Here is a 22,631-nt window from a genome sequence, read left to right as displayed (position 1 = left end):
CGCCATAACGGAGTCAACATGCGTATCTACCGCCGCCTGCTCGGTGCCGTACTGGTAACCACATTAGCCGCTGTCCTGTTATCCCCTTGCGCGCAGGCGGCCGAACCGGTTCGCGTAGGTTCCAAGATCGACACCGAAGGCGCCTTGCTGGGCAATCTGATCCAGCTGGTGCTGGAAGCTAATGGCATCAAGACCGTCAATCGTCTGCAGATCGGCACCACCAAGGTGGTACGCGGCGCCTTGATCTCCGGCGAGGTGGATGTCTATCCGGAATACACCGGCAACGGCGCCTTTTTCTTTTCCGATGAAAAGAACCCGGCCTGGAAAAATGCCGAAAATGCTTATCAATTGGTGAAAAAGCTGGATTTTGAAAAGAACAAACTGGTATGGCTAACCCCTTCCCCAGCCAACAACACCTGGTCTATCGCGATTCGCAAGGAAATCGCGCAGGCCAACAAGCTCAAGACGCTGACTGATCTGGGGCGCTGGATCAACCAGGGCGGCCGCTTCAAGCTGGCGGCTTCGGCCGAATTCATTGAACGCCCGGACGCCTTGCCGGCATTTGAAAACAGCTATGGATTCAAGCTGAAACAGGATCAATTGCTGACCTTGGCCGGCGGCGACACGGCGGCAACGATCAAAGCTGCCGCGGAACAGACTTCCGGCGTCAATGCCGCGATGGTGTATGGCACCGACGGCGCCATAGCCGCACTGGGACTGGTGGCACTCGACGATGTGAAAGCGGTGCAACCGATTTATGCGCCAACCGCGGTCATCCGCAACGAGGTGCTGGCGAAGTATCCAAACATCCCGGCTTTGCTGAAACCGGTATTCATCTCGCTGGATAGTCCGACCCTGCAAAGACTCAACGCCGGCATTGCTATCGAAGGCCGCGACGCCCGCAAAATCGCCGGCGATTACCTGCGCAGCAAAGGTTTTATCAAATGACCGTGACGCAGCCGGCGAAACTGCCGTCGCGACCTGGCAAGGGCGCGCTGCGCTTCGTTAAACTCGTCACACTATTCAAACTGCAGAACCCGGTGCACCTGCTGCTGATCTTCGTCGCAATCTTCGCCTGCACCGCCCTGCCCTTGCTGACCACCGCCCCCAACCGCCTGCTCAGCGGCCAGGGCATCCTCCTTTACCAATTGAACACTCGCTTCTGGCTATTGGCGATTCCTGCTTTGCCGTTGCTGCTTGCTCCCTGGCTGCCACCAACCCGGGCCAGCCACACTATCGTGATCATTGCGGCAGCGTGCCTGAGCATCGGTCTGCTGGCGTTTGCCGGACATGAAGCCCGGCTTCGCACCGGGGAAATCGATTCCTTGGTGCGGGTCTCGTTCGGCGGGGCTTTTTGGTTATTGCTGCTGACCGCCTGGCTGCAACTGGCAGAAGCGCTGCACGGCCTTGCCCTGTCGCTGCCGATGCGAGTAGTGGTAATACTGGCAGCCCTGATACCCGTCGCTGCACTGATCATATCGGGCCGTCTGGACAGTCTTTCACTGTTGAAGGAATACCAGAATCATCGGGAAGCATTCGACCTGGCGCTGTTACGGCACCTGCAGTTAGTGGCATTTTCCGTATTACCCGCAGTACTAATCGGCGCTGTGCTCGGTATGCTGTCTTTTCGTAGCCGGCAAGCGCGCAAGCTGCTGTTTCCACTGCTGAACACAATACAAACCATCCCCTCGATCGCACTGTTCGGCTTGCTCATCGCCCCGTTGGCGCTGCTTGGCAGTTTGCTTCCACAATCTGGAATTGGCGGCATCGGCCAGGCGCCGGCGTTGCTGGCGTTGACATTGTATTCACTGCTGCCGATGACCCGCGGCACCCTGGCCGGACTGGAACAAGTGCCGCCCGCCGTGCGCGACGCAGCGAGCGGCATCGGCATGTCGCCGCGGCAGATATTCTTTCGTGTCGAGCTGCCGCTGGCTTTGCCGATATTCCTGGCAAGCATCCGTGTCACCGCAGTCCAGGCGATTGGATTGGCCGTAGTGGCGGCGTTGATCGGGGCCGGCGGGTTTGGCGTCCTCATGTTCCAGGGCATGTCGAGCAGCGCGCTGGATCTTGTGCTGCTGGGGGTAATCCCGGTAATTTTGCTGGCTATCGGTGTCGATACGCTATTCAAGGTGGCGATCTCTATTTTCAGGGGGCAAAGCCATGATTGAAATCAGCCAGGTAAGCAAATCATTCAACGCCTCGCACGCGGTCAATGCGCTGTCTCTGACGATCAACAGTGGCGAGTTCGCCGTCTTGATCGGCACTTCCGGCTCCGGCAAGTCGACCATGCTGAAACTGCTCAATCGCTTACTGGAGCCGGATAGCGGCAGCATCCGGTTGCACGGCAAGAATATTATCGAGCACTCGCCGGAACAGCTGCGGCGCCGTATCGGCTATGCGATCCAATCGGTCGGTCTGTTTCCGCATTGGACGGTGGAACAAAACATCGGCGCCGTCCCAGCGTTGTTGAAATGGCCGAAAGCACGCATCCGCGATCGCGTCGGCGAGCTGTTGGACTTGTTGCATCTGCCTCCCGAAGAATTCCGCCACCGCTATCCGGACCAGCTTTCCGGCGGCCAGCAACAACGGGTGGGAGTGGCGCGCGCGCTGGCGGCCGATCCTGATGTGCTGCTGATGGACGAACCCTTCGGCGCGCTTGACCCGGTTACGCGCGCCAGCCTGCAGCAGGAACTGGCCAATATCCACAAACTTTCCGGCAAGACGATCGTGCTGGTGACGCATGACATCGACGAAGCCTTGGCATTGGGTGAACGCATCGTCCTGATGGATCATGGACGCATCGTGCAACAGGGTGCGCCGCGGGATTTCCTGCTATCGCCCGAGAACGATTTTGTGCGCAAATTCGTCGGACAGAGCGATGTCGGCGTCCGTCTGCTGGGGCTGGACAAGATCGCCGACCGGGTACGGATGCAACCCGCCATACCCGGCGAGCCGATTCGCAGCAGCAGCACGCTGCGCGAGGCACTGTCGGTCTTCATCACCCGTAAAGAACACAGCTTGCCCGTTGTCGACGAACACGGCCGACCTGCCGGGGTACTGCATTTCGCCGATTTGGTGGGCAGTCCTCCGGAGAGTCCTTCGGAGAGTCCTCCGGAGAGTCCTTCGGAGAGTCCGCAATGAGACGGTTTTATCGCCACCGCTGGCTTGCCGTCAGCACTCTTTTACTGCTGGGTTTCACCTTCGGCATGCCGCTGACAGCGCCGTTATTCGCCAAAGCCTTCCCCGAACTGGCCCGCCCTATGTATCGGCAAGATTCGTTTGCCACGCTGGTGCTGGCGCATCTGAGCATTGTGTTGCTCTCTGGCGTGATCGCGGTGCTGGGTGGCGTGGCGGCGGGCTTATTGGTCACCAGGCCAGCGGGACGGCCGTTCCGTTCTTCGCTGGAAACGGTACTCGCCATCAGCCAGTCGTTTCCGCCGGTAGCGGTGTTGGCAGTAGCCGTACCGCTAATCGGCTTCGGCGAAACCCCTGCCCTGATTGCGCTGGTCATGTACGGTGTGCTACCGGTGGCGCAAGGAGCGATAGCTGGTTTGTCATCGATCCAGCCTTCGATCCTGGAAATTGCGCGCGGCATCGGCATGGATCGTTGGCAAATTCTTTACCGGGTGGAGCTGCCGCTGGCGGCGCCGGTGATACTGGCCGGCGTACGCACCTCGGTAGTGATCAATATCGGCACGGCGGCAATCGCCTCTACCGTCGGCGCCAAAACACTTGGACTGCCGATTATCGTCGGCCTTAGCGGATTCAATACTGCCTATGTGATCCAGGGCGCGTTACTGGTTGCGCTGCTGGCGATTGTGGCCGATCAGCTGTTTGATCTGTTGTCACAGCGCTGGACGCCAGCGGTCAGCGCCGCCCCAGGCGCTCGCGTAGAAACTCGATGAATCGCTGCGTCTTTGCCGGCAGCAGACGGGTTTCGGTAATGGCATAGACAGGCACCGGCGCGCCGTACCATTCGGGCATGATGCGACGCAGTTTCCCGCTTTGCCATCCAGGTGGCCACTGCGATCGCCGAGGAAATCGGCGCTGACAGGATGGCCATTCTGAACGACGCTAATCGCAACGCCTTCTTCGGCGGTACGGCGCAGGACTACACCGATTATCCGACCATGCGCGAAGCCGAGGCCGCATGAGGCCAAAGCCATGTTACGAAAAAAACATGTTGCTATACTGAAATACTGGTGTTTCAACATGCTTTGACGCGCGCTGCTGAGCAATATCCATCAATTCGCCGCCTTTGGCATCACAACAGAGTAAACTACGCGTCTCATTAGAGATTTACGCAAAAATGGAGCCCCCCGGGCTCTGTTTTGCGTACATCCTGTCATTGTTTCGCGTAGTGCGATTCGAGCCAACAAGCACAAACCAGCGAGTGATGTCATGTCTGAAAAACCAATCCCGTTATTTACCGATTTAAACCTGAGCGAGCCGTTGATACGCGTGCTCAAGGAAGTCGGTTATGAATCACCATCACCGATACAAGCGGCGACCATTCCGATCTTGCTCAGCAATCGCGATGTGCTGGGACAAGCGCAAACCGGCACCGGCAAGACTGCCGCTTTTGCGCTGCCTATCCTGTCTCGCATCGATCTCAAACAAACCACGCCGCAAGCGCTGGTATTGGCGCCAACCCGCGAACTGGCGATTCAAGTCGCGGAAGCCTTCCAACGCTATGCCACCCATATTCCGGGTTTCCATGTATTGCCGATTTACGGCGGCCAAAGTTACGGTCCGCAATTAAGTGCCTTGCGCCGTGGTGTGCATGTGGTGGTAGGAACGCCGGGGCGCGTGATTGACCATCTGGATAAAGGTTCGCTGGATCTGTCCAAATTAAAGACATTGGTATTGGATGAAGCCGACGAAATGCTGCGCATGGGTTTCATCGACGATGTCGAACGGATTTTGCAAGAGACTCCGGAAACCCGTCAGACCACGTTGTTCTCCGCGACCATGCCATCGGTGATCAAGCGCATCGCCAAAACGTATTTGCGTGATCCGGCAGAAATCACCGTCGCCGCCAAAACCGGCACGGCCGATAATATTCGCCAGCGTTATTGGCTGGTCAGCGGCATGCACAAGCTGGATGCCTTGACGCGCATTCTGGAAGCCGAGACTTTCGACGGCATGATCATTTTTTCGCGCACAAAAATGGGCACGGAAGAATTGGCGGGTAAATTGCAGGCACGTGGATTTTCCGCTGCGGCGATTAACGGCGATATAAATCAGCAACAACGCGAACGCACCATTCAGCAACTGAAAGACGGCAAGATCGACATTCTGGTCGCCACCGATGTTGCTGCTCGCGGCCTGGATGTTGAACGCATCAGTCACGTCATCAATTACGACGTGCCACACGATCCGGAAAGCTATACCCACCGTATCGGCCGGACCGGCCGTGCCGGTCGTAGCGGTGAAGCGATTCTGTTCATCACGCCACGTGAAAAAAATCTGCTGAAAGCGATTGAACGTGCGACCCGTCAACCCGTCTCGCCATTGACTTTGCCGACCGTACAAGCCGTCAACGACGTCCGCATCGCCAGATTTAAAGAACAGATCAGCGCCACCTTGGCTCTAGGTGCATTGGAAGAATACGCTTCCATCATTGAAGATTTCGAACGCGAACAAAACATACCGGCAGTAGAAATTGCGGCGGCACTGGCAAAAATGGCGCGCGGCAATGAGCCATTATTGTTGGATAAAAAGCAAAGTACCCCTGAGCCATTTGAAGCACGCAAATCAGCAACTGCCAAATCTTGGTCAGATGAAAAACCTGTGCGTGGTGGCAGATTTGAACGTGGCGAACGTTTTGAAAAACCGGCGCCGTCAGAACGCTTTGAACGCACTGAACGAGCACTACGGCCAGATGAATTCGAGCGTCCGGCACGTGCAGAGCATGGTGATCGCAGCGAACGTCCGGCTTCACCTAAAAAAGATCGCGGCCACAGCAACGATTTTGACATGGCGCACTTTCGCATCGAAGTCGGTCACAGCCACGGCGTCAAGCCCGGCAATATTGTCGGCGCAATTGCCAATGAAGCAGGATTGGAAGCCAAGCACATCGGCCGCATCGAAATTTTTGATGACTACAGCACCCTGGATTTACCTGCAGGCATGCCGAAAGAGTTGATGGAGCATCTGAAAAAAGTATGGGTCTCCGGACAGCAGTTGAAGATTAGCGCCGCTGATGAAACCATGTCGCATGGTGATCAGCCTGTCAAAAGATTTGCCGACAAGCTGACACCGGGAAAGTCCGGTGGCGATCGAAGAGTATTTGAAAAGGATGGTGCTAAAAAGCCGCCTTTCAAAGGGAAAAGCGATTTTGCCGGCCGTACCGATGCCAGCAAAGCCAGACCTGCCAAACCCCATCGCAAGGGGCCTAAACCAGCATAATTAACAACGCTGTCACAACAGCGCCGAAGATATAAAATGGCGGTGGTCGCAAGATCAGCCGCCATTTTTGTATCTACGCACATTACAAACCTTTGAGGGTGAACCCATGACACTCGGATTTCTGTTAACAACCTTGATCATTGTCGCGTCGCCCGGCACAGGAGTGATCTACACCTTGTCCGCTGGCCTTTCGCGCGGAGCAAAAGCCAGCATCCTCGCCGCATTCAGTTGTACCTTGGGTATCTTGCCGCATCTCGGCGCCGCCATGTTCGGACTAGCCGCAATTTTGCATGCCAGTGCGCTCGCTTTTAACACCATCAAATACGCAGGTATAGCCTATCTCCTGTTCATGGCCTGGAATTCCTTGCGAGAAAAAGGCGCATTGCGGGTAGACAGAGTCGACGACAAGCGGACTGATTTTCGCGTGATCGCCGATGGCATCCTCATCAACATTCTCAATCCGAAGTTGTCCATCTTCTTCGTTGCGTTTTTGCCGCAGTTTGTCAGCCCTCTGGAAGTGCACCCGCTACTGCGCATGCTGGAATTGTCCGGTACCTTCATGCTGGCCACCTTCGTCATTTTTTCAGGCTATGGCGTGTTTGCGGCCGTCATGCGCGATCGGGTAATATCGCGGCCGAATGTGATGGCCTGGATGCGCCGCAGCTTCGCCGCGGCATTTGGCGCCTTGGCGGTTAAGCTGGCGTTGACTGAAAGGTGACGCTTTTGTTACCAGTTACGTGCAGCATCGGTCAACTGCTGGCAGCAAAGGTCAACCCGTTCAACTGAGCTGCCTCCCTTGCCGCGTGCAAGATAGAGCGAAAACTGCGGTGCGCGTTTCGGCAATGGCAGCGCTATCAGTTGGCCGGCATGAAGCAGCGGCCGGCATAAGCATTCCGGCAGGACAGCCAAGCCGCCACCCGCTGCCGCCGCCTCTAGTGCCGTGTGATAGTCAGGTACGATGGCGGATGGCAGCTCAAGTAGCGCGACGCTTAAATTGATCCAGCCGAACGTTTGATTTGAACCAGCAATTAACTGGCTAAAATCGTGTGATTCCAGCCAGGCTTACCGATTGTGTGATGGGTTGTTAAAGAGCGATTAAAGGCCGTTTAATCTGGCCTGTGCGATTTCGTGATAATGGTCGGACAGTTCGCAACCTATCCATTCATAGCCATCCATCTGAGCCGCCACCAATGTTGAGCCAGAACCGGCGAACGGGTCAAGGATAATCCCACCTGGTTTACATATTCGGTTGAAGTGGCGCATAACTTCGGTCGGTTTGCCAGTAATGTGATGCTTATCTGTCTGTTTGATCACTTGACGGATTGCGCCAGGTAACACACCTACATCCCGCTTAATCGGCATATCTCCTTTACTACCCCAGACTACATATTCACATTGCGCCCTAAACCGCCCCATTTGTGGGCGCACACCTTCCGTCTTATCCCATACCGCGATACCGCGCCAAGTAAATCCGGCGGCTTGTAGCGCGTCTGTGGTGGTTGGTAGTTGCCGCCAGTCGGTGAACAAGCAAATCGGTGCACCCGGTTTAAGTGCGCGAAAACATTCACTGAGCCACAACAGCATCCACCGCAAGTGGGACCTCTGGTCTCGATGGTCGCCAGTGAAATCACTATGCAATTGATTGCGGCCTGACGACGTATACTTAATCGTGGGTGATTGCTGCCTTGCGCCAATGTGCAGGCCGCCGCTGGCATAGGGTGGATCGGTAATCAGCGCATCAATAGCGCTGTCGGGTAGTCCTTCCAGAAATGGCAAACAGTCGCCCTGGTGCAAATAGTTGGTTTTCATGTGTGAGGGAGTGAATAAGACGCGCAGGGCGTACTGGTGCGGTGCACTGGGCACTCTATGTGGCGTTAAGCCCCTAATACCCGAATCAAGTTACAGGCGATTCAATCCATAACTTGCGGACAGACTACCGATGGTCGGTCGATTTTGTGATTTGACATTCCTGGGCATCCTTAAGATTGGATGCGCTAGGGCATGCTGGTGGTGTGCTCGTGGCACGGAGATTATTCATTGTTTTGCAGCGTGGGCATTTCATGTTGAGTTGCTGAAATGTCCCAACACCTAGTTTTTTATGGCAATTTCCACAGCGTATTTCTTGCATGGTAGTTCTCCGTGATAATATTTGCCGCCTCCGATCGGGGTGGCAGAGTCTTGGCGGAGCAAGCAGTTAACGCTGTTTGCCGAGTGGCCGAACCGGTGTTGACGCACTGATTCGGTCGCTCTGTCTATTACTTCCTTACTCTGGCGTTTCCGGGCAGGCTATTCCCACATGACATATTGAATGCCAACTGCCAGCAGCACCGGTGCAGCGCCGACCACCGTGGCAACCACATCAAGCCACTCGACTGTATGCTGATCAGGATGGAAATAATCGTAGATTTCCTTGGTTACACCAGCAACTACGGTAGCAATGAGTGCAAGCCACTGGTTCAAGAAAAGTGCATAAACAACGCCTGCAATAACACCGCCAACCAAAAAATGCAGGAGTTTATCAAGCGGTACTTTTTTTAAAAAAATAGGCATAACTTCCTTTCAATGAAGAATTTAGAACTTACAAAGCGACACGGATACCAATACGCGCCACCGTTCCTGGCGGGCCAGCAGTAACCAACCGATAATTCACAACGATAGCCGTTGGACTGGTTGAGGTAATTTGCATATACGCAATCACATATGCCGTGCTTGTCGGGGAGCCTCCCAACAAAGACATTGCGCATTGCTCACGTGCTGGCGTGTAAAGAAGGGAATGTGGGATCGTTACGATTTGTGGCGCTGTCGTATCCATTGCTATGGCACCTGACATAATTGAAGCGCTTGTTCCCCCGCTGTTATATCCAGTGCTTCTAATGCTAAAGCGATCGCTCTGGCCCGGTCTACCTCCAGTTACGGCAATTTGATCTTCTCTATCGGTGGAAATTTCCAGATCGACGATATTGCTGGCTCCCCCGACATAGTTAAACGCGATTGAACTGTTGGTGATTTCGCCCGTAATTCTGCACTTGGAACTATTCAGACTCAACGCCGTGCGTCCGGCGGCATTAAATCCCGAAATATTAATTCCATCGATTTGAGTAGAAACACCATTGATAACAAATCCGTCATTGTCCGGGTTATTAGTACTGATAAGGGCAGCTCCAATACGGTTGCGCCTACCATTAATCACGACTGCCGCTCGTCCGACAGAATTACTCCACATGTTCCCATTCATGGCACCGATAAAGCCCTCGTGCCCGTTCCACACCAGGCCGTCACGCGCAGCCCCCATGTTGTAGCAACGATAGGTTTGAATCTGGACGCGGCTGGCTTCGATTGTCAGATTGTCGCCGTCCGTGATGAGCTTGCCAATGCGACAAATTGCGCCAAGAGATGCGCCTGTGCGAACTGACGGCAAAATCGCCCGGCCGTTGCCGTAGGTATGTAGGCTGCCAATAGCATCGAAACTACCACTATATTCGTCGCTTTCTTCTGACTTGAATCCCCACCCGCCATTGAAGCCGGAGGTAATGGACTTGCAAAGCGAATTGTGCGGACCGCGCGAGAGCCATCCGTCGCCGGTATTGTCGCGCACGATGATATTTTCGAACTGCCCCTCTTCCTGCCCTTCCCAGACTGCTGAAGCTATACTTGAATCTTCTGTATAAATGCCGCGTCCAGCACAATTTCGAACCATCACTTTACCGCCAAGAATTTGAGCCGGGCCATAGAAACTCACACCGGTTCCAACAGTATTTCCAGTCGGATTAGTCGTTGCATTAAACCTATTCCCGTCCACATGTAAATCCACCAGGCCAAACCACGATGGCACGCGAGGGTCGTTGATAGTTAATTTCGACCCTGTCAAAACCTGAAAATTTTCTGAAATGATGAAATCTTGATTGCTACCGGCACGCTGCCTAATAATGCTAGACGCCACTCCCTTGCCGCGCAACACGCACTTGCGCAATATGGTGATACGCGATGCTGGCATCACGCCAACAGGCAATTCAACATACCCGCCATTTGGCAATGCCGCCTGCGCACGGGAAAATGCCGCTTGCAAATCCAACTCTAACGGCTGTGGTCGGGTGGCAAAATCGATTCGTTCTTGAGGCGTCATGTGGCTAAGTAGATTAACCGTGTGAAGCTCAATAGCCCGTTCGACATACTCCGTCGTTGCCAGATTTCTGCTGTCGTCGAATGCGGGAGCCGTCGGGGCTGTTGGTGGGCCTGAAAACTCGGGGCCATCCAATTTTGCGTAAACCGAATCCATCGCCTTTTTCAGTAGCGTATAGCTCTCCGGGTCATCCGGATTAAACGATTTTCCAGGGATGTCTGCCGCCCCTAATAGCTCCATCAAAGACCAAATTACCATATTGGTATCATTGGCCGATTGCACAGTGGGAATAGCTTCTGTGTCCGAATGCATGGTATGGCCAGTGGGCGTATGTGTCACCCTGTCCAAACTGTCCGTATAGTTCATTTCACTCTCATCATAAAAAAATCACATTGATCGCAAACCGTGGGGTATGACGCGTTTAACAGGGGTAGTCGCACTGTCTAACCGCTTCACAAACGTTATTCAGGCTTGACGGGCCAATCAATGGAGCCGGGGTAACCACTCTGGGACGGTACGCGAGTGACAGCTATCCGATACTTTTTCCATTCCTTTTGCATGGCGGCATCCGCGCCGGTTGCTTCGCCAACATCAATCAAATCCTGATAATCGGAGATTTTTGTGCCAGCTTCGGTGAGTGCCTCGCTACGCTTGTTTTCCGCTTCGACCAACAACTCTTCTTCGGATGGCACGTAATTCGGCACGTCGCCCCATACACCTTCGTCACAATCCCTGTAAATTTGTTGTCCATGTAGCTCGACGTCGTCTGGTCTGGCCAGGAATGTCAAATATTTGTCTTTTGAGGCAAACTTCACTTCGCAAATAATCCCCGATGGCTTACGCATTGGATTGCGAACATCAATCACAGTAAATGGATCTGGTGTTTCTACTGGCTCCAGCATCTCGGGTATGACGATTTGTGGCAAACCATTACCGGTAATATGGGCCTCCATCGGGTCCGCCGAAGTTGTGCCAATCTCTTTCACATTCGTCTTTTTCATCATCCCACCCTTTGCCATAAAGCTGCTCTCGAACCAAGTTGCCCATCATTGAATGATCCATAATCATAGGCAAATCCTCGCAATTCCCACGCGCCTGCTGCCTCCGATGTTGTGTGATTTTTGTTGAGAAGGTAAGAACCGACGTTACCGCCCACCAAGCCCGGACCGGTCAACTGATGTGCATAGGTCGCAGTCGTTGCGAAATCCGCGGACCCCACCGCCAACCAGCTACGGGTAAAAAGCGTAATTTCAGCGGCGTCCCCACTCCGTCCATAGAGGTAATAAGGCTGACCGGGGTTTTCTTGATGGCGCATTGGGATACCCCCCAATGTGTCGGCATTACCGGCATTCGTTGCGAATCCGGCGTTCCCCGCATTATCGGCATACACCGCGTATCCGGTGCCATCTGCATATCCAGCGTTCGTCGCATATCTAGCGTCACCGGCATGTTCTGCGTCATCTGCTTTACTGACGTGAAAATTGCGCGGGTCGTAGACTTTAATACGCGCCGGATCGGGGCCACCCAATACCCAAGGAGGTTGACCTTCTAGGCCAGCCCACTCCATATTGAAACCTTCGCCGATCGCCTTGTCGGCCAGCGCTAGCGTTACAAATTCGGAGTTGACCGCCTGCTTGCTTTTATCGCCCTGATTCGGCGTTGGCACCTTCGGCACGCCGGTAAATTCAGGGCTTTTCAGGGGGGCGTAAATGGCGTCTATCGCCCTTTTCAGCAACGTATACGTCCCCGGATCATCGGGATTAAATGGTCGTCCTGCAAATCCTGCTGCCTTGACTAATTCCATCAGGCTCCAGATGGGCATATTGGTGTCCTTGGCCGACTGGACGGTGCAGGTCGCTGCCTTGTCCGTATGCATGGGTTGACCTGTAGGGAGATGGATAACCCGGTCAAGGCTGTCTGTGTAATTCATCGTGTCCTCACCTTAAAAATAAATCACATGGATCGCGAAGCGGGCTGGCACGATGCGTTTTAGCAAACACTCAACGGCTTCGCTGTTTTTGCTACAGTTCACCAGGCGCTGGCCAGCGCGGTTAGCGCCAGTCCGAAAAGGGCTGCAAATATGCAGTACGCGGATGTGCAATACACCGTTAAGCGTTCCCAATTTCTCCCCGACACGATTGCGGCCCACACGAAACGGGGTGTTGTACCAGGCCTCAATCTCATACCCATGAAGCCGTAAATAGCGCTGAATGGCGCCGATGCTGTCGGCTGAACTATCGTCATAAGCCAGCGTCACGCCGCCTCGAAACCGCGCCAACATGGTGGTGCGGCGTTGCTCGATGTCCTGGTTCTCCCCAAAACATGGATCAGGCAAGCCCAGCGCATCCTCCCACTCTTCTATACGGGAGCAGGTGCGGTGCGGCATCCATTGACGTATCGTTTGGCTGGTGAAGTCGTGATGCTCTTCGAGCACACCGGCAAAGGCCTTCAGCCAGCGCATGACAACCGACTTCGGATGTCGCGGGAAGGCCCAGCCGGTTGGCAGCAAATGGCTAAGCGCCTGTACAAATTTGTTCATCAGGTTATCCAATAGTCATTGGCTGAAACGTTGTTGAACGCAATATCAGCAACTCATAGAGACCGGCAAATAGAAAGCCACCTGATATCGGTTCAGGTTCGAACATCTGATGGTTGTATTCGCCTGGCGCAGTGGAGATAGCCTCGCTCAGATGTGACAACGGCATACGACCACCTGGCACCGCAGCCCGATAAAACAGGTCTTTGAGTTCCAATTCAATCGCGGTCCGAGTATCCGGCTGATCGGGGTCAATCCCCAGCACCGCATCGACAAATTTTGGCTTCGGCACGATTACGAACAATTCGTCCGAAGGTCCGCGCTCGGGATCTCGGATATAGTCATATACAGCCTGGCGCTGGGCTTCGGTGGGTAAGCCATACGGCACGTTGTTGTCGGCCATGATGATGACGCCTGCCGAGGTCGGGCCGCTGGGGTTGCGTACGCCCCAGGCACGGGTAATGCCGGGTATCGACAAGGCCCAGCGCTCATAATCGCTGGGTGCGCTGCCGCGTGGCGGATTCGCCAGACGCTGGCGCAAGCGATAAATTGCCTCGGGGTCGGTTTCCCTCTCGGTACCACCGGAGAAACCATCTGCGCCGACTACAAACTCGGCGTCGATGCCCGGTTCGGTTGCCAGTAGGGTCAACGTCGTCCCTGGTGCCAGATTGCCGCTTTTACCTGCCGTGGCGCAAACCAGTGACAATTGCAGCACACCATCCGCATCGACCACGCCATCGGCACGTAGCAAGAATTCCACGCCGGTCTCGGCTTGCAGCGTACCGCCCACTTTGAGCGGTGTAGACGGCACACCCGTGCCGTGCACGATGCCGCCAGATGGCGTGGCCTCCTTGCGCGGGATGCCGTATGCTTGCAGCCATTCGTCCAGGAATTCGCCGGCCGATTTGGTCGGGATCGCTTGTTTGGCAACAAAATCGCGCAAGTAGCGATAAGCGCCATAGATACCAACCGCTTGCACAAATGCCTGGGCCTCGGTATTGGAGCGCACCAGGGCGATATCGCTGGCCGACAAGGTGTTGCCGCTGGTGTCGGCATCGACCAAGGCTTGCTGCAGCAAGGTTGCCGCGTTCTGATGCAGTTCATCAATCGTCGGGATGTTCGGTTGCTGCGTTGCCATTAATTGCTCTTTCCAGTGTGATTACAACGATTTGCGTAACGTCGTGCCCCATAGCACGTCATAAATGGGCGTCTCGCCATCGTCCTGCCAGATTTGCGGCCGCAGTGCGAGACGGTCGGCGTTTTCTCCGGTCCACTGCGCTGTCACCGTGATGCGCTGGGCCAAGCCTTCGGCTACCATCCACTGCAGTGCTTCCCACGCCGCAAAGCGGGCTTCCTCCAATTTGTCGACCGTCGATTTAGTGAAATAGCAGGTCCACAGCAGAGACCCCCACGGATCGGGGGACTTGGCAAACTCATCGCCGCACCAGCCGCGACGATCTGTCTGACCGCGTGGCAGCACTGTGTCTCGGCCAGCACGCCGGTCGGAGAACAAAGAAATGATGACTGCTGTTTGTAAGGTGTCGTCCAGTCCCAGGGCGTACTCCTGCAGTACCACCGCGCCACGACCAGGAGCGGCGCACGGATTGCTGTAATCGTGGTGGGGAAATGACGACTGTTTGGAGACACGCTTGCATTGCCAGTCAAACGGCAATGCAAGCGTGTCACTTGCTGGTGGGGTGATGGTGCGGGTATCGATCATGGAGCCATGATCTAGGAAAGGCGGGATTAGCTAAAGGTGAAGCATTTCATAAGTGGCGACGATGCTATAGCGCGGGCAGGATGAAATTATCGCTGCCCGCGCTGACCTTATTTGACAGGACCACCAGATTGGTCGTTCCCGCGCTGAACACCATCGTGCGCGTGAGTGACCGAATCCACGCCGCCAAAAGTGCCGCCTTCACTGCCCTGCACATTTTTGGCCTGGATAATGGCACTCGGTGCTTCAATCAACGGCGTGTTAAATGCCGCCTTGGTTTTAGCATTAACGATATATTCATCACAATCAACGATGATTTTTTTGCCATCGGTCAGCGTGATGCGGTGCCCATCCTTGTGCCATACAGATACTTCATGCGCGGCCAATTGCGGCCGTTCGGCCAGGCGGTCCATGCGCAACACGACAACATGGCCATCGCATTCCACCGCCAGCCCCTGGCCATCTACCGGATTGGAGGCCAGGCCGTAGTCCTGGAAGCGTTCTACTGCGTCGCGGGCGTTGGAGTCGAATATCTCCACGCGCACAGTTTGAATTTGACCTTCTTTCAAGGCACGCATCCTGGCGCGCCGGATCATGGTTTGCTTACTCAAGATCTCTCCTCCTAATATTAAAACGTGGGCCTGTAATCTCTGGTTTCTTCTTGTCGCCTTTGCCGTGTTTGTTCTGGCGTGGCTTGATCGGCACAGTGTCATAGGCGTCGACCGGCCGCACCGTGATATTGCTAACATCACCTTCCTTGATGTCGCATTTGTTATTGATATCGGTGATTAGCCACAGATCCCCATTCAGACCGGCGATGTCGTCATAGATCGGCACCAGCGTATTGATTTCCCATGGCTTACCTTCCCAGGTCCAGCCCTCAAGCTGGTACTTCAAGCCATAAGCATGACCTCGCCGTACCCGCATGGTATGTTCGACCAGGCGTTTCATGTCCTCGGTCTCGGTATTGCCCTGGGCATCGATGATCAACGGCAGATAGCGCCGCATCTCCGGGTCGGTAACGCGGGCCTTTTGCTGTACCGCGTCCTCAAAATTGCCCGTCGATTTCTTCTGGCCATAACCAATATATTCGCTATGGCGCTGGGCATCTGTGCCGATGGACTCCATGCTGATCACGTTCTGACCGCGCACAATAGCACCGTGGCTTCTGGCTTTGCCAGCCTTGGTCAGCAACAGCTGGCCACGGGCATTGGTCGTCATCAGAACGCCGCGAATGCGGGCGGCGCGGGACAGCGTCGCCACGACGGTTTCGCAATGTTCAATCTTAAAATCCGACAGCGGCGCGCCCATATTCGTATCGGCCACCACCTCAATGCCGAATGGCGTGCATAAATCCCGTGCAATCTGGTCCAGATTGGCACTTTTCCACTGACCACCTTGATACATGGCCGAACAACCCACCAGGTCGCCAGTGCGGCTGCGGCCTTCGATCTTGAAACCGCAATCATCGCGCTTATAAAATGGTTCCGCCGCCAGCACAGTGCCGGTAACGACCAAGGTTTCATTGACTAATACCTTGATATCGTCCTGGCGTTGGATATCCGGTGGACTGCCGGGCACGAACGTGACCGGAATAGTAAAACGGCTGCTGATATTCTCTATCGACCGCTCAATGCTTGACTCGATCCAGCCCTCGTAATTGCGTCCGTTGACGGTGACGACCACCTTGGCCTGGTCTTTGGTATAACGTTGCATGTCAGTTATCCTGGTTGTGTTTGATGACGCGCAATGGGGTATTTGGCGGAACCAGCAAGGGATGGCGGATATGCGGATTCATTCGCAAAATTTCATCCATCCATTGCACCGTGCCGAACAGCCGATAGCTGATATACAGCGCTGGTTGCCAACTCTGCGGCGTGTAATTCGTAATCCGTGCCAATCCCTTTGAGCGCTCCTGTAAATCCGCCAATACGGCTGTATGCAAGCGCATGAGTACGCCATGATCGGCGACACTCAGGCGCAGCAAGCGCGATAACTGCTGATTAAAGTCCTGTCGTAACGCTGCAGCCTGGTCGATATTGTCCAGTTCTATCTGGGCGACTGCTTCGGCAGCGGCCACCGTCGCCAAACCTTCAAACAGCACGGCCAAGCGGGTAAACAGTTCGGCCTCGCGTTGGCGTGCCTCGGTCGCATATGGCGTGTAAGGGGGTGTTAGCGCTCGTGCCAGTTGCACGTTGGCGTCTGTTACGGGCGGCACACCACTGGTTTTATAGGCGTTGGCCACCGACTGACTGGACGATATCGGCCACAGATTGCGCATCTGCCCGAATATGGCGGTGGCCTGCGAAGTCGGGAGATTCTGCGGCACGCGCATGATAGAACCGACCGTATTGCCCAACACACCGGATATGCCAAGCAGCTCATTGCTGGGACTGATGATGAACTGCTGCACCAGGTTGTCGTAATAGTTGACGCCGCTATTGACGGTAGAGATGACGGACCATGCCGCATCCAGGGCACCGCGTAGGCCGTTGCGTAGATTATCCAGCGACCAGCCTGGCAGGCCGTCTATCTTGAACTGATCGGTAAAAGTGTCGATGACAGATTTCTTGGCCTCGGCATTGGCCTCTTCCAGTGCCTCTGTGGTGTTTTGTGTGCCGGTTGGATAGCGGCGTTCTTCTCCGCGCACGAAATTGAGTTCCAGGCGTGCTATGCCGCCTTCACTGGCAGGCGCTTCCTTGACCGTATATTTTCCGTGGTAATAGCACCGGATGCTGCCTTGCGTGGGATGGATCAGGATGCCGTCGCCTTGTAGCACTTCACGCAGTGCGTCCAATTGCTGCAGGTAGTCGTCACCGATCACGTAAGCCGAAAATTTAAACTCTTCGGCTGTCGCACCCATGGAAAACACTGTCGGCAAGTCCTGGAACGGATAGTCGCGCAATACCGTATTCTGTCCTGCAGTCGTATCGACAGTATCAACCTGGAACGGCACGCCGCGCCAGCTTGCCTGCCGCAGTTGTTTCAGCCATTCGATATCCATCTTAAAAGCCTCCTGGGTTGGTGTTGCCAAGGTCCATATGGACGCCATTGAATTGCTGCAAAACGGTGAGATTGCTCTCTACTCGGCTGTCGGTGACGGTCAGACCTATGCGTAAACGGCCCTCTTTGAGGTCGACCTCGGTCTTCTGCAAGGGAATTTCGCTGATAGCCTTGTAGGCGGCATCGGGTTGTAGTGCCGGATGGTCCGAGTAATGCGGCCGGTTTAAACGATCACCGAGAGAGGTAGCGCCCAACCAACCCAGGCCGCCGCCAACAAGGCCACCAATAGCGGTGCCTGCGGGGCCACCGAGAGTACCGACAGCAGCCCCGACTTTTGCGCCACTCCAGGCACCGGCAGCACCGGCGGCGGTGCGCCCCACAGCGTTGGCTTTTTCAGCAGCGCTTTTATCGCTATCGGTTAAAGCTGATCCGACCTCGTAGGCGGACATCGCAACTGGGGCCATCCATCCCAGTTTGCGAAGCAATCCGGCATTACGGGCAACAAACCCACCGGCCTTGCCCGCCTTTCCGCCTTTTCCAGAACCGCCAGGGGCATCGGGTAAGCCGCCCAAGCCCGCAGTCATGTTGGTGACACGCACCGGCACCCCTGGGCCGGTAGCTTTGCCGCTAAGTAGCTTCAGAATGCCGCTACCCATCATCGCGGCTTTGAAGATGGCAAATGCCGACACTACCCCGAAAGCACCTGTGGTAACACCAGGATAGGTCGCAGCCAATTGCGTCGCTCCGGTGATCATGCTTTGTATAGCTGGCTCGACTTTTTCAAAAACGTTGCTGGAGGCAATTTCCACTTCAGTCCGTGCCCTTTTTGCTTTCGAGACAGTGGTTTCCTTGTTGCGGTTGAACCATTCATCAGATTGCTGGCCGTTATCTTTATTCGTCTCGTTGCGAATGCTTTTAACCGTTTCCTTCTCAACCAATGACGTAACTAGTGCGTTGCGGGTTTTTCGATCTGTAAAAATTTCACCAATAACGCTACCCTTCATACGATCGATCATCTTATTAATGATGGCTTCTTTAACTAGTTCATCAGTTTCAGCCGCAGCTTTGATTTTGAGTTCGGCATACTGTTGATCTTTCAACAGCGCCTCTTCCATGTATTGCATTGATGCAGCAAGGCGCGATAGCCCTTGATCCATTTTCTCGCTCACATCTTTATCGTATGTGTAACCACGCTCTCGAAATTTTTCATTAGTCTCTGGAGCCGCTAGTCGTGACGCCAGCATGCGTACGTTCATAGCGGCAATGCCGGCATCGCCACCAGCCCCTTTAAATGCACCCTGCATGTAGGTGATAACCTCATTAAAGTCATCAATTCCTGCCATGCCTAAGTCTTTATTGAGGTCTGCCAACAACTGAGGGAGCACTTTTACCTGCTCTTTAAAATCGAACCCTCCCATCTGTCCGGCGAGATTCGCTTTTGACAACGCGGCGTAAATTTGATCAGGCTGCAGCAAGAAACTCTTAATAGCCGCAATGGCTACGGCAGTCACTTCAGCAACAGACGAACCGGTGGCAGTGGCAGTTTTTTGGATGCTGTTTTGCATGATTTCCGCATCTGTACTGGACATTGCCGAAGTGGTCCTGACCAACTCTGCACGCATGGCGCGTACTTCATCAATGCTTCCGAAATAGTCCAGGGCAGTCTTATTGGTTGATTCTTTGATTCTTTTCTCAAGCAATTTATAGTCTTCGGATGTACTGCCGCGCCCCTCGGCATTTGCATCCATCGTCAATTGGTTGGCGCGGATAGCTGGTGCCTTTGCGATTGCGCCGGTCGTTACAGCGCCAGCGATTACCCCTGCGCCAACACCTGCAGCCACTTCGCTGCCTTTATTGATCGCTTCGCCCATCTTCTTCGCCTGTTCACGTACTGTCTCCATGCGCCGCCCCAGGCTCATCAGATACATATTGGTGCGCTGAATCGATGTGCCGGTGCCGAGCCGGTCTATTTCGCGCTGAAGCCGCTTGGCAGATTCACCGGTCCTGTCCAGTACTACGGAAGCTCGGCGCATTTCGCGCTCAAGCCTGGCAATCTCCGTTTTCTTGCCGACTGCCGACATGGTTTTGTCAGTCTTGGCAGCGACTTTGTCGGTTTCGTTCATTGCCTTGTTCTGGCGCTTGCTGGCTTGCTCGAACGCCTTGGCATTGGCGGCGGCGTTCTTGGCGATATTGGAAGCCAGGCTGATGTGATACCGCAGAGTGAGATTACCCATTATTTGTTCCTCGCTCGGTTGGCGTCGCCGATCTGTTTAATCCACAGCATCAGCAGGCTTTTAGGTGTTTGTCGCAGTGAAGTCGGTGAGCATTGCTGGGCCAGGCTGGTCTTGGTCGCGATCAGCTCCCACTGCAGCAGCCTGGCCCTCGGCTCGCGGGCCGATTTGTCCCGTTGTGGTGTTGGTGGTTCCGGCAAATATCTGGTCGAACTCTGCCTCGGTGATCAAGCCATAGCGCAATTGCGCGGCCATCGACACGACCAGGCAGCGCTCTTCAATTCGTTGCAGATCGTAGGTAGTCAGGCGTCCGAACATCTCCAAGTCCAGCACGTCCTGGCCGATATCATCCAGGCCGCTACAAGTGAATTTTTCGACATGGCGCATGGTCAAGGCCGTGCGATACAGATCATCGGACACCAGCAAGGTCGGCTTGCCGTTGATGGTTTTGATGCGTTCTGCCAGTTGTACGGCGGTCAGTTCGTCGTTGACATTGGTTTCACGCAGATGCACGGTTTTGTACTTGACCGGCTTGCCGCCGACATTGGACGGCAGGCCGTCAAGTAATTGCAGAATAAAAATTGAGTCATTCATAGGGTTTCTCCAGCGATCAAATTAAAGAAAATGCCGGATCGCATTGACCGGCACAAAGGGAAAGGCAACGCCCTGGGCGCTTAGGGCGCGGCGGCTATAACCACTGAAACGGCGACAGGCAGTTAAAGTCGATATCGACAGAGCCGTTGCCGATTTCGCCCATCGACTTGATGCGGCATTTGCCAGCACGTACCCGCTTGCCGGTGTGCAGGTTGGTCAATACAATCTGTGCTTCGCATATCTGGGCAAACTTATCGGGTGTGACGCCGCCCATAAACAACAGCTTGGCCTTGATCACACGCGGCACGCGCTTGCGGCTTGTGCCATCGTCACCGACGGAGGCAGGGACTACCTCAGTCTCAAAACCCATGGCCCCCTCAATCGTGGCGCTACTGTCTTCAATGGCAATCGATTCGCCGTCAATGGTGAGTGTGTCCACTCTGAATAATTCGCTATTACATCCAGCCATGATGATTCCTTTCGCGATGGCGTGTTAGGTGGGTATGGGGCGCTGGCCTGGCCGTCAAACGTGCCCAGCGGCGAACTGGCTGGTGATTTCGGTCTGGTAGTGCTGGGTAATCAATACCGGACTATCAACCACTTTGACCTTGCCGTTCGGCGCATCGACTTCAATCATCAGCGTGTCCTTGTAATACGCCATGTTGGTAAATAGTCCTGCGTCAATAAACTGCTGGTAGTTGTTGAGCATGATGTCGTTCATCAAATCCACCGTCATGATCTTTTGCCCTGGGATGGGTTCGATCTGGTACTCGTCCAGCTTGAATCCGCGATACCGGATCTGCATCTCGGTGACGGTGAACCAGCGGTAGTAGCTCAAGGTTTTGACCCAGTTCAGATTGCGCCAGCTCGGATCAACAGCGCCGCTCGGATGCTTGGTGTAGTTGGTCACCATGCGCAGCAGGTTGGCCGTGCCATCGTCGGCCACTTCCAGCACCGAGCCGCCGGCATTCAACAGGTTGTTTTTCTGGGTCATGTCTTCGAAGTCGTCTTCCTTAGCTGCTGCCTTGTAGCCGACCAGTTGCACGCCCGTGAACGGCACGGCCGGATCGATGGCGCAGTGGCTCTCAATGGCTGCGGCTGCCATGGCGGCGGTTTCCCACGGGCTGGAACGATCTGCGGTGACGCAAATGGTATGGAACAGCAGGCTGTTGCGCGGCGTCAGCCAGGTCGTGACCTGCCCCTCGGTGCCACGCATGACGGTCACTACCTGCCCATCCTGCATATTGTCGTAGCCCCAGCGCGCCTCCATTTCCAGTTCCAACATGCCGATATTGGTGCTGTCGGTATAAGGCATGGCAATCTCTGTGGCGCGGTAGCCCTTCATGGCGACGATGGCAGGGGTAATGTCGGGATTGACGGCACCGCCTGCCATTGGCGTCACTGTCACGCTCAAGCCTTGCGGCAGCAGATCGTCCTGGGCGAACACCGTGCGCAAATCGATATCATTGCCGGTGGCGCCGCCCCATTTGCAGGTCAGCACAATTTCTCCATCCGGCGTTCCTTCCGTAGCAGTGACCGGCAGTTTTACGGCGGCGTTGATGGCGTTGATCAGCTTGGTTGTCAGGGACTGTACTGTGTCGTTCACGGCGACGCCAACCCGTACGCGCTCACCACCGATATAGAGCGGCAGCTCGCCCGACGCATGCGCCGCATCAAGCAACAGCGTGACCTTGCCGGTGGCTGCTACTGCCGTGTCGTCATCCGGCAGGATGATCACGTCGATAGGCATGCCTAGGGCTGCATTGGCTCGGGCACCGCGCCACATGGCAAGCAGCATCGAACCTTCGCCGAGCGTGCCGATGGCGTCGCTCTCGGTGCTGATGCGGTGGCGACGGTTGAGATTGAGGGTGGCCGGTGGTTTGGCCTGGCCGATCAGCAACACACAGCGCGGCATGCCACGCAGATTGCGGATCGCATTAGACGCGTCGAATTTGTGGGCCACAAAGGGCATCAGGAAATTCAGGGAGAGTAAATTTGGAATCATGGAATCCACCTATA

At 55.0% G+C, this 22,631-nt stretch carries 24 protein-coding genes and 1 pseudogene; 7 read left to right on the top strand and 18 right to left on the bottom strand.

The window, feature by feature from the left end; all coding sequences use genetic code 11:
- The first annotated feature begins 18 nt into the window (after window positions 1–18).
- The 4 genes from osmF to KHU29_RS09890 are packed head-to-tail and all read left to right on the top strand — an operon-like array spanning window position 19 to window position 3,905.
- Window positions 19–948, top strand: a complete 930-nt coding sequence (osmF, locus tag KHU29_RS09905; protein ID WP_211452642.1) for a glycine betaine ABC transporter substrate-binding protein OsmF — start codon at window positions 19–21, stop codon at window positions 946–948.
- Window positions 945–2,168, top strand: coding sequence for an ABC transporter permease (locus KHU29_RS09900; protein ID WP_211452641.1), 1,224 nt, complete (start codon window positions 945–947; stop codon window positions 2,166–2,168). Before osmF ends, KHU29_RS09900 begins: the two co-directional genes overlap by 4 nt.
- Window positions 2,161–3,141 carry an ABC transporter ATP-binding protein gene (locus KHU29_RS09895; protein WP_211452640.1) on the top strand — a complete coding sequence of 327 codons (981 nt, stop codon included), beginning with the start codon at window positions 2,161–2,163 and terminating at the stop codon, window positions 3,139–3,141. Before KHU29_RS09900 ends, KHU29_RS09895 begins: the two co-directional genes overlap by 8 nt.
- Window positions 3,138–3,905 carry an ABC transporter permease gene (locus KHU29_RS09890; protein WP_211452639.1) on the top strand — a complete coding sequence of 256 codons (768 nt, stop codon included), beginning with the start codon at window positions 3,138–3,140 and terminating at the stop codon, window positions 3,903–3,905. The genes KHU29_RS09895 and KHU29_RS09890 overlap by 4 nt, the downstream gene beginning before the upstream one ends.
- On the opposite strand, the pseudogene KHU29_RS22165 reads toward KHU29_RS09890, so the two are convergent.
- Window positions 3,868–4,005, bottom strand: a pseudogene (locus tag KHU29_RS22165) (LysR family transcriptional regulator); the annotation flags it as partial. The gene KHU29_RS09890 and the pseudogene KHU29_RS22165 overlap by 38 nt on opposite strands.
- A gap of 11 nt (window positions 4,006–4,016) precedes the next feature.
- Between KHU29_RS22165 and KHU29_RS09885 the strand changes: the two are divergent.
- The 3 genes from KHU29_RS09885 to KHU29_RS09875 all read left to right on the top strand — a co-directional run bounded on the left by KHU29_RS09885 (window position 4,017) and on the right by KHU29_RS09875 (window position 7,129).
- Complete coding sequence (locus KHU29_RS09885) at window positions 4,017–4,154, top strand: hypothetical protein (RefSeq protein ID WP_211452638.1); 138 nt, start codon at window positions 4,017–4,019, stop codon at window positions 4,152–4,154.
- A 247-nt stretch (window positions 4,155–4,401) separates the two neighbouring features.
- Complete coding sequence (locus KHU29_RS09880) at window positions 4,402–6,411, top strand: DEAD/DEAH box helicase (protein ID WP_211452637.1); 2,010 nt, start codon at window positions 4,402–4,404, stop codon at window positions 6,409–6,411.
- A gap of 106 nt (window positions 6,412–6,517) precedes the next feature.
- Window positions 6,518–7,129: a LysE family translocator gene (locus KHU29_RS09875; RefSeq protein ID WP_211452636.1), complete on the top strand. Its 612-nt coding sequence runs from the start codon at window positions 6,518–6,520 to the stop codon at window positions 7,127–7,129.
- A gap of 8 nt (window positions 7,130–7,137) precedes the next feature.
- On the opposite strand, the gene KHU29_RS22520 is transcribed toward KHU29_RS09875, so the two are convergent.
- The 17 genes from KHU29_RS22520 to KHU29_RS09790 all read right to left on the bottom strand — a co-directional run bounded on the left by KHU29_RS22520 (window position 7,138) and on the right by KHU29_RS09790 (window position 22,617).
- Window positions 7,138–7,371 carry a LysR substrate-binding domain-containing protein gene (locus tag KHU29_RS22520; RefSeq protein ID WP_425514464.1) on the bottom strand — a complete coding sequence of 78 codons (234 nt, stop codon included), beginning with the start codon at window positions 7,369–7,371 and terminating at the stop codon, window positions 7,138–7,140.
- A gap of 135 nt (window positions 7,372–7,506) precedes the next feature.
- Window positions 7,507–8,220: a DNA-methyltransferase gene (locus KHU29_RS09865; RefSeq protein WP_211452635.1), complete on the bottom strand. Its 714-nt coding sequence runs from the start codon at window positions 8,218–8,220 to the stop codon at window positions 7,507–7,509.
- Window positions 8,221–8,344: 124 nt separating this feature from the next.
- Window positions 8,345–8,539 carry a Com family DNA-binding transcriptional regulator gene (locus tag KHU29_RS09860; RefSeq protein ID WP_211452634.1) on the bottom strand — a complete coding sequence of 65 codons (195 nt, stop codon included), beginning with the start codon at window positions 8,537–8,539 and terminating at the stop codon, window positions 8,345–8,347.
- A 158-nt stretch (window positions 8,540–8,697) separates the two neighbouring features.
- Window positions 8,698–8,961, bottom strand: a complete 264-nt coding sequence (locus KHU29_RS09855) for a hypothetical protein (RefSeq protein WP_211452633.1) — start codon at window positions 8,959–8,961, stop codon at window positions 8,698–8,700.
- 28 nt (window positions 8,962–8,989) lie between these two features.
- The gene (locus tag KHU29_RS09850) at window positions 8,990–10,897 is read right to left on the bottom strand and encodes a hypothetical protein (RefSeq protein WP_211452632.1); all 1,908 of its coding nucleotides are present in this window, start codon (window positions 10,895–10,897) and stop codon (window positions 8,990–8,992) included.
- A gap of 95 nt (window positions 10,898–10,992) precedes the next feature.
- The gene (locus tag KHU29_RS09845; protein WP_211452631.1) at window positions 10,993–11,535 is read right to left on the bottom strand and encodes a tail fiber assembly protein; all 543 of its coding nucleotides are present in this window, start codon (window positions 11,533–11,535) and stop codon (window positions 10,993–10,995) included.
- Window positions 11,532–12,461 (bottom strand): hypothetical protein, encoded by a 930-nt coding sequence (locus KHU29_RS09840; protein ID WP_211452630.1) that lies wholly within the window; start codon window positions 12,459–12,461, stop codon window positions 11,532–11,534. Before KHU29_RS09840 ends, KHU29_RS09845 begins: the two co-directional genes overlap by 4 nt.
- A gap of 12 nt (window positions 12,462–12,473) precedes the next feature.
- Window positions 12,474–13,070, bottom strand: coding sequence for a putative phage tail protein (locus KHU29_RS09835; RefSeq protein ID WP_211452629.1), 597 nt, complete (start codon window positions 13,068–13,070; stop codon window positions 12,474–12,476).
- 4 nt (window positions 13,071–13,074) lie between these two features.
- Window positions 13,075–14,205, bottom strand: a complete 1,131-nt coding sequence (locus KHU29_RS09830) for a baseplate J/gp47 family protein (RefSeq protein ID WP_211452628.1) — start codon at window positions 14,203–14,205, stop codon at window positions 13,075–13,077.
- Between the two features lie 21 nt (window positions 14,206–14,226).
- Window positions 14,227–14,787 carry a phage GP46 family protein gene (locus KHU29_RS09825; RefSeq protein ID WP_211452627.1) on the bottom strand — a complete coding sequence of 187 codons (561 nt, stop codon included), beginning with the start codon at window positions 14,785–14,787 and terminating at the stop codon, window positions 14,227–14,229.
- Window positions 14,788–14,894: 107 nt separating this feature from the next.
- Window positions 14,895–15,362: a phage baseplate assembly protein domain-containing protein gene (locus tag KHU29_RS09820; protein WP_246541802.1), complete on the bottom strand. Its 468-nt coding sequence runs from the start codon at window positions 15,360–15,362 to the stop codon at window positions 14,895–14,897.
- Between the two features lie 25 nt (window positions 15,363–15,387).
- Window positions 15,388–16,500 (bottom strand): phage baseplate assembly protein, encoded by a 1,113-nt coding sequence (locus KHU29_RS09815; protein ID WP_211452626.1) that lies wholly within the window; start codon window positions 16,498–16,500, stop codon window positions 15,388–15,390.
- 1 nt (window position 16,501) lies between these two features.
- The gene (locus tag KHU29_RS09810) at window positions 16,502–17,788 is read right to left on the bottom strand and encodes a DNA circularization protein (RefSeq protein WP_211452625.1); all 1,287 of its coding nucleotides are present in this window, start codon (window positions 17,786–17,788) and stop codon (window positions 16,502–16,504) included.
- A 1-nt stretch (window position 17,789) separates the two neighbouring features.
- Entirely contained in the window at window positions 17,790–20,021 is a 2,232-nt protein-coding gene (locus KHU29_RS09805) for a phage tail tape measure protein (RefSeq protein ID WP_211452624.1), read from the bottom strand.
- Between the two features lie 60 nt (window positions 20,022–20,081).
- Window positions 20,082–20,612: a phage tail assembly protein gene (locus KHU29_RS09800; RefSeq protein WP_211452623.1), complete on the bottom strand. Its 531-nt coding sequence runs from the start codon at window positions 20,610–20,612 to the stop codon at window positions 20,082–20,084.
- Between the two features lie 94 nt (window positions 20,613–20,706).
- A complete protein-coding gene (locus KHU29_RS09795; protein WP_211452622.1) occupies window positions 20,707–21,081 on the bottom strand; it encodes a hypothetical protein in 375 nt (124 codons plus the stop codon).
- 54 nt (window positions 21,082–21,135) lie between these two features.
- Window positions 21,136–22,617 carry a phage tail sheath subtilisin-like domain-containing protein gene (locus KHU29_RS09790; protein ID WP_211452621.1) on the bottom strand — a complete coding sequence of 494 codons (1,482 nt, stop codon included), beginning with the start codon at window positions 22,615–22,617 and terminating at the stop codon, window positions 21,136–21,138.
- Window positions 22,618–22,631 lie beyond the last annotated feature (14 nt).

Origin of the sequence: Collimonas antrihumi, from assembly GCF_018304965.1 — a bacterium.
Taxonomy (GTDB): Bacteria; Pseudomonadota; Gammaproteobacteria; order Burkholderiales; family Burkholderiaceae_D; genus Collimonas; species Collimonas antrihumi.
The sequence above is the reverse complement of the archived record's forward strand: the minus strand, read 5'-3'. Positions and strand labels throughout refer to the sequence as shown.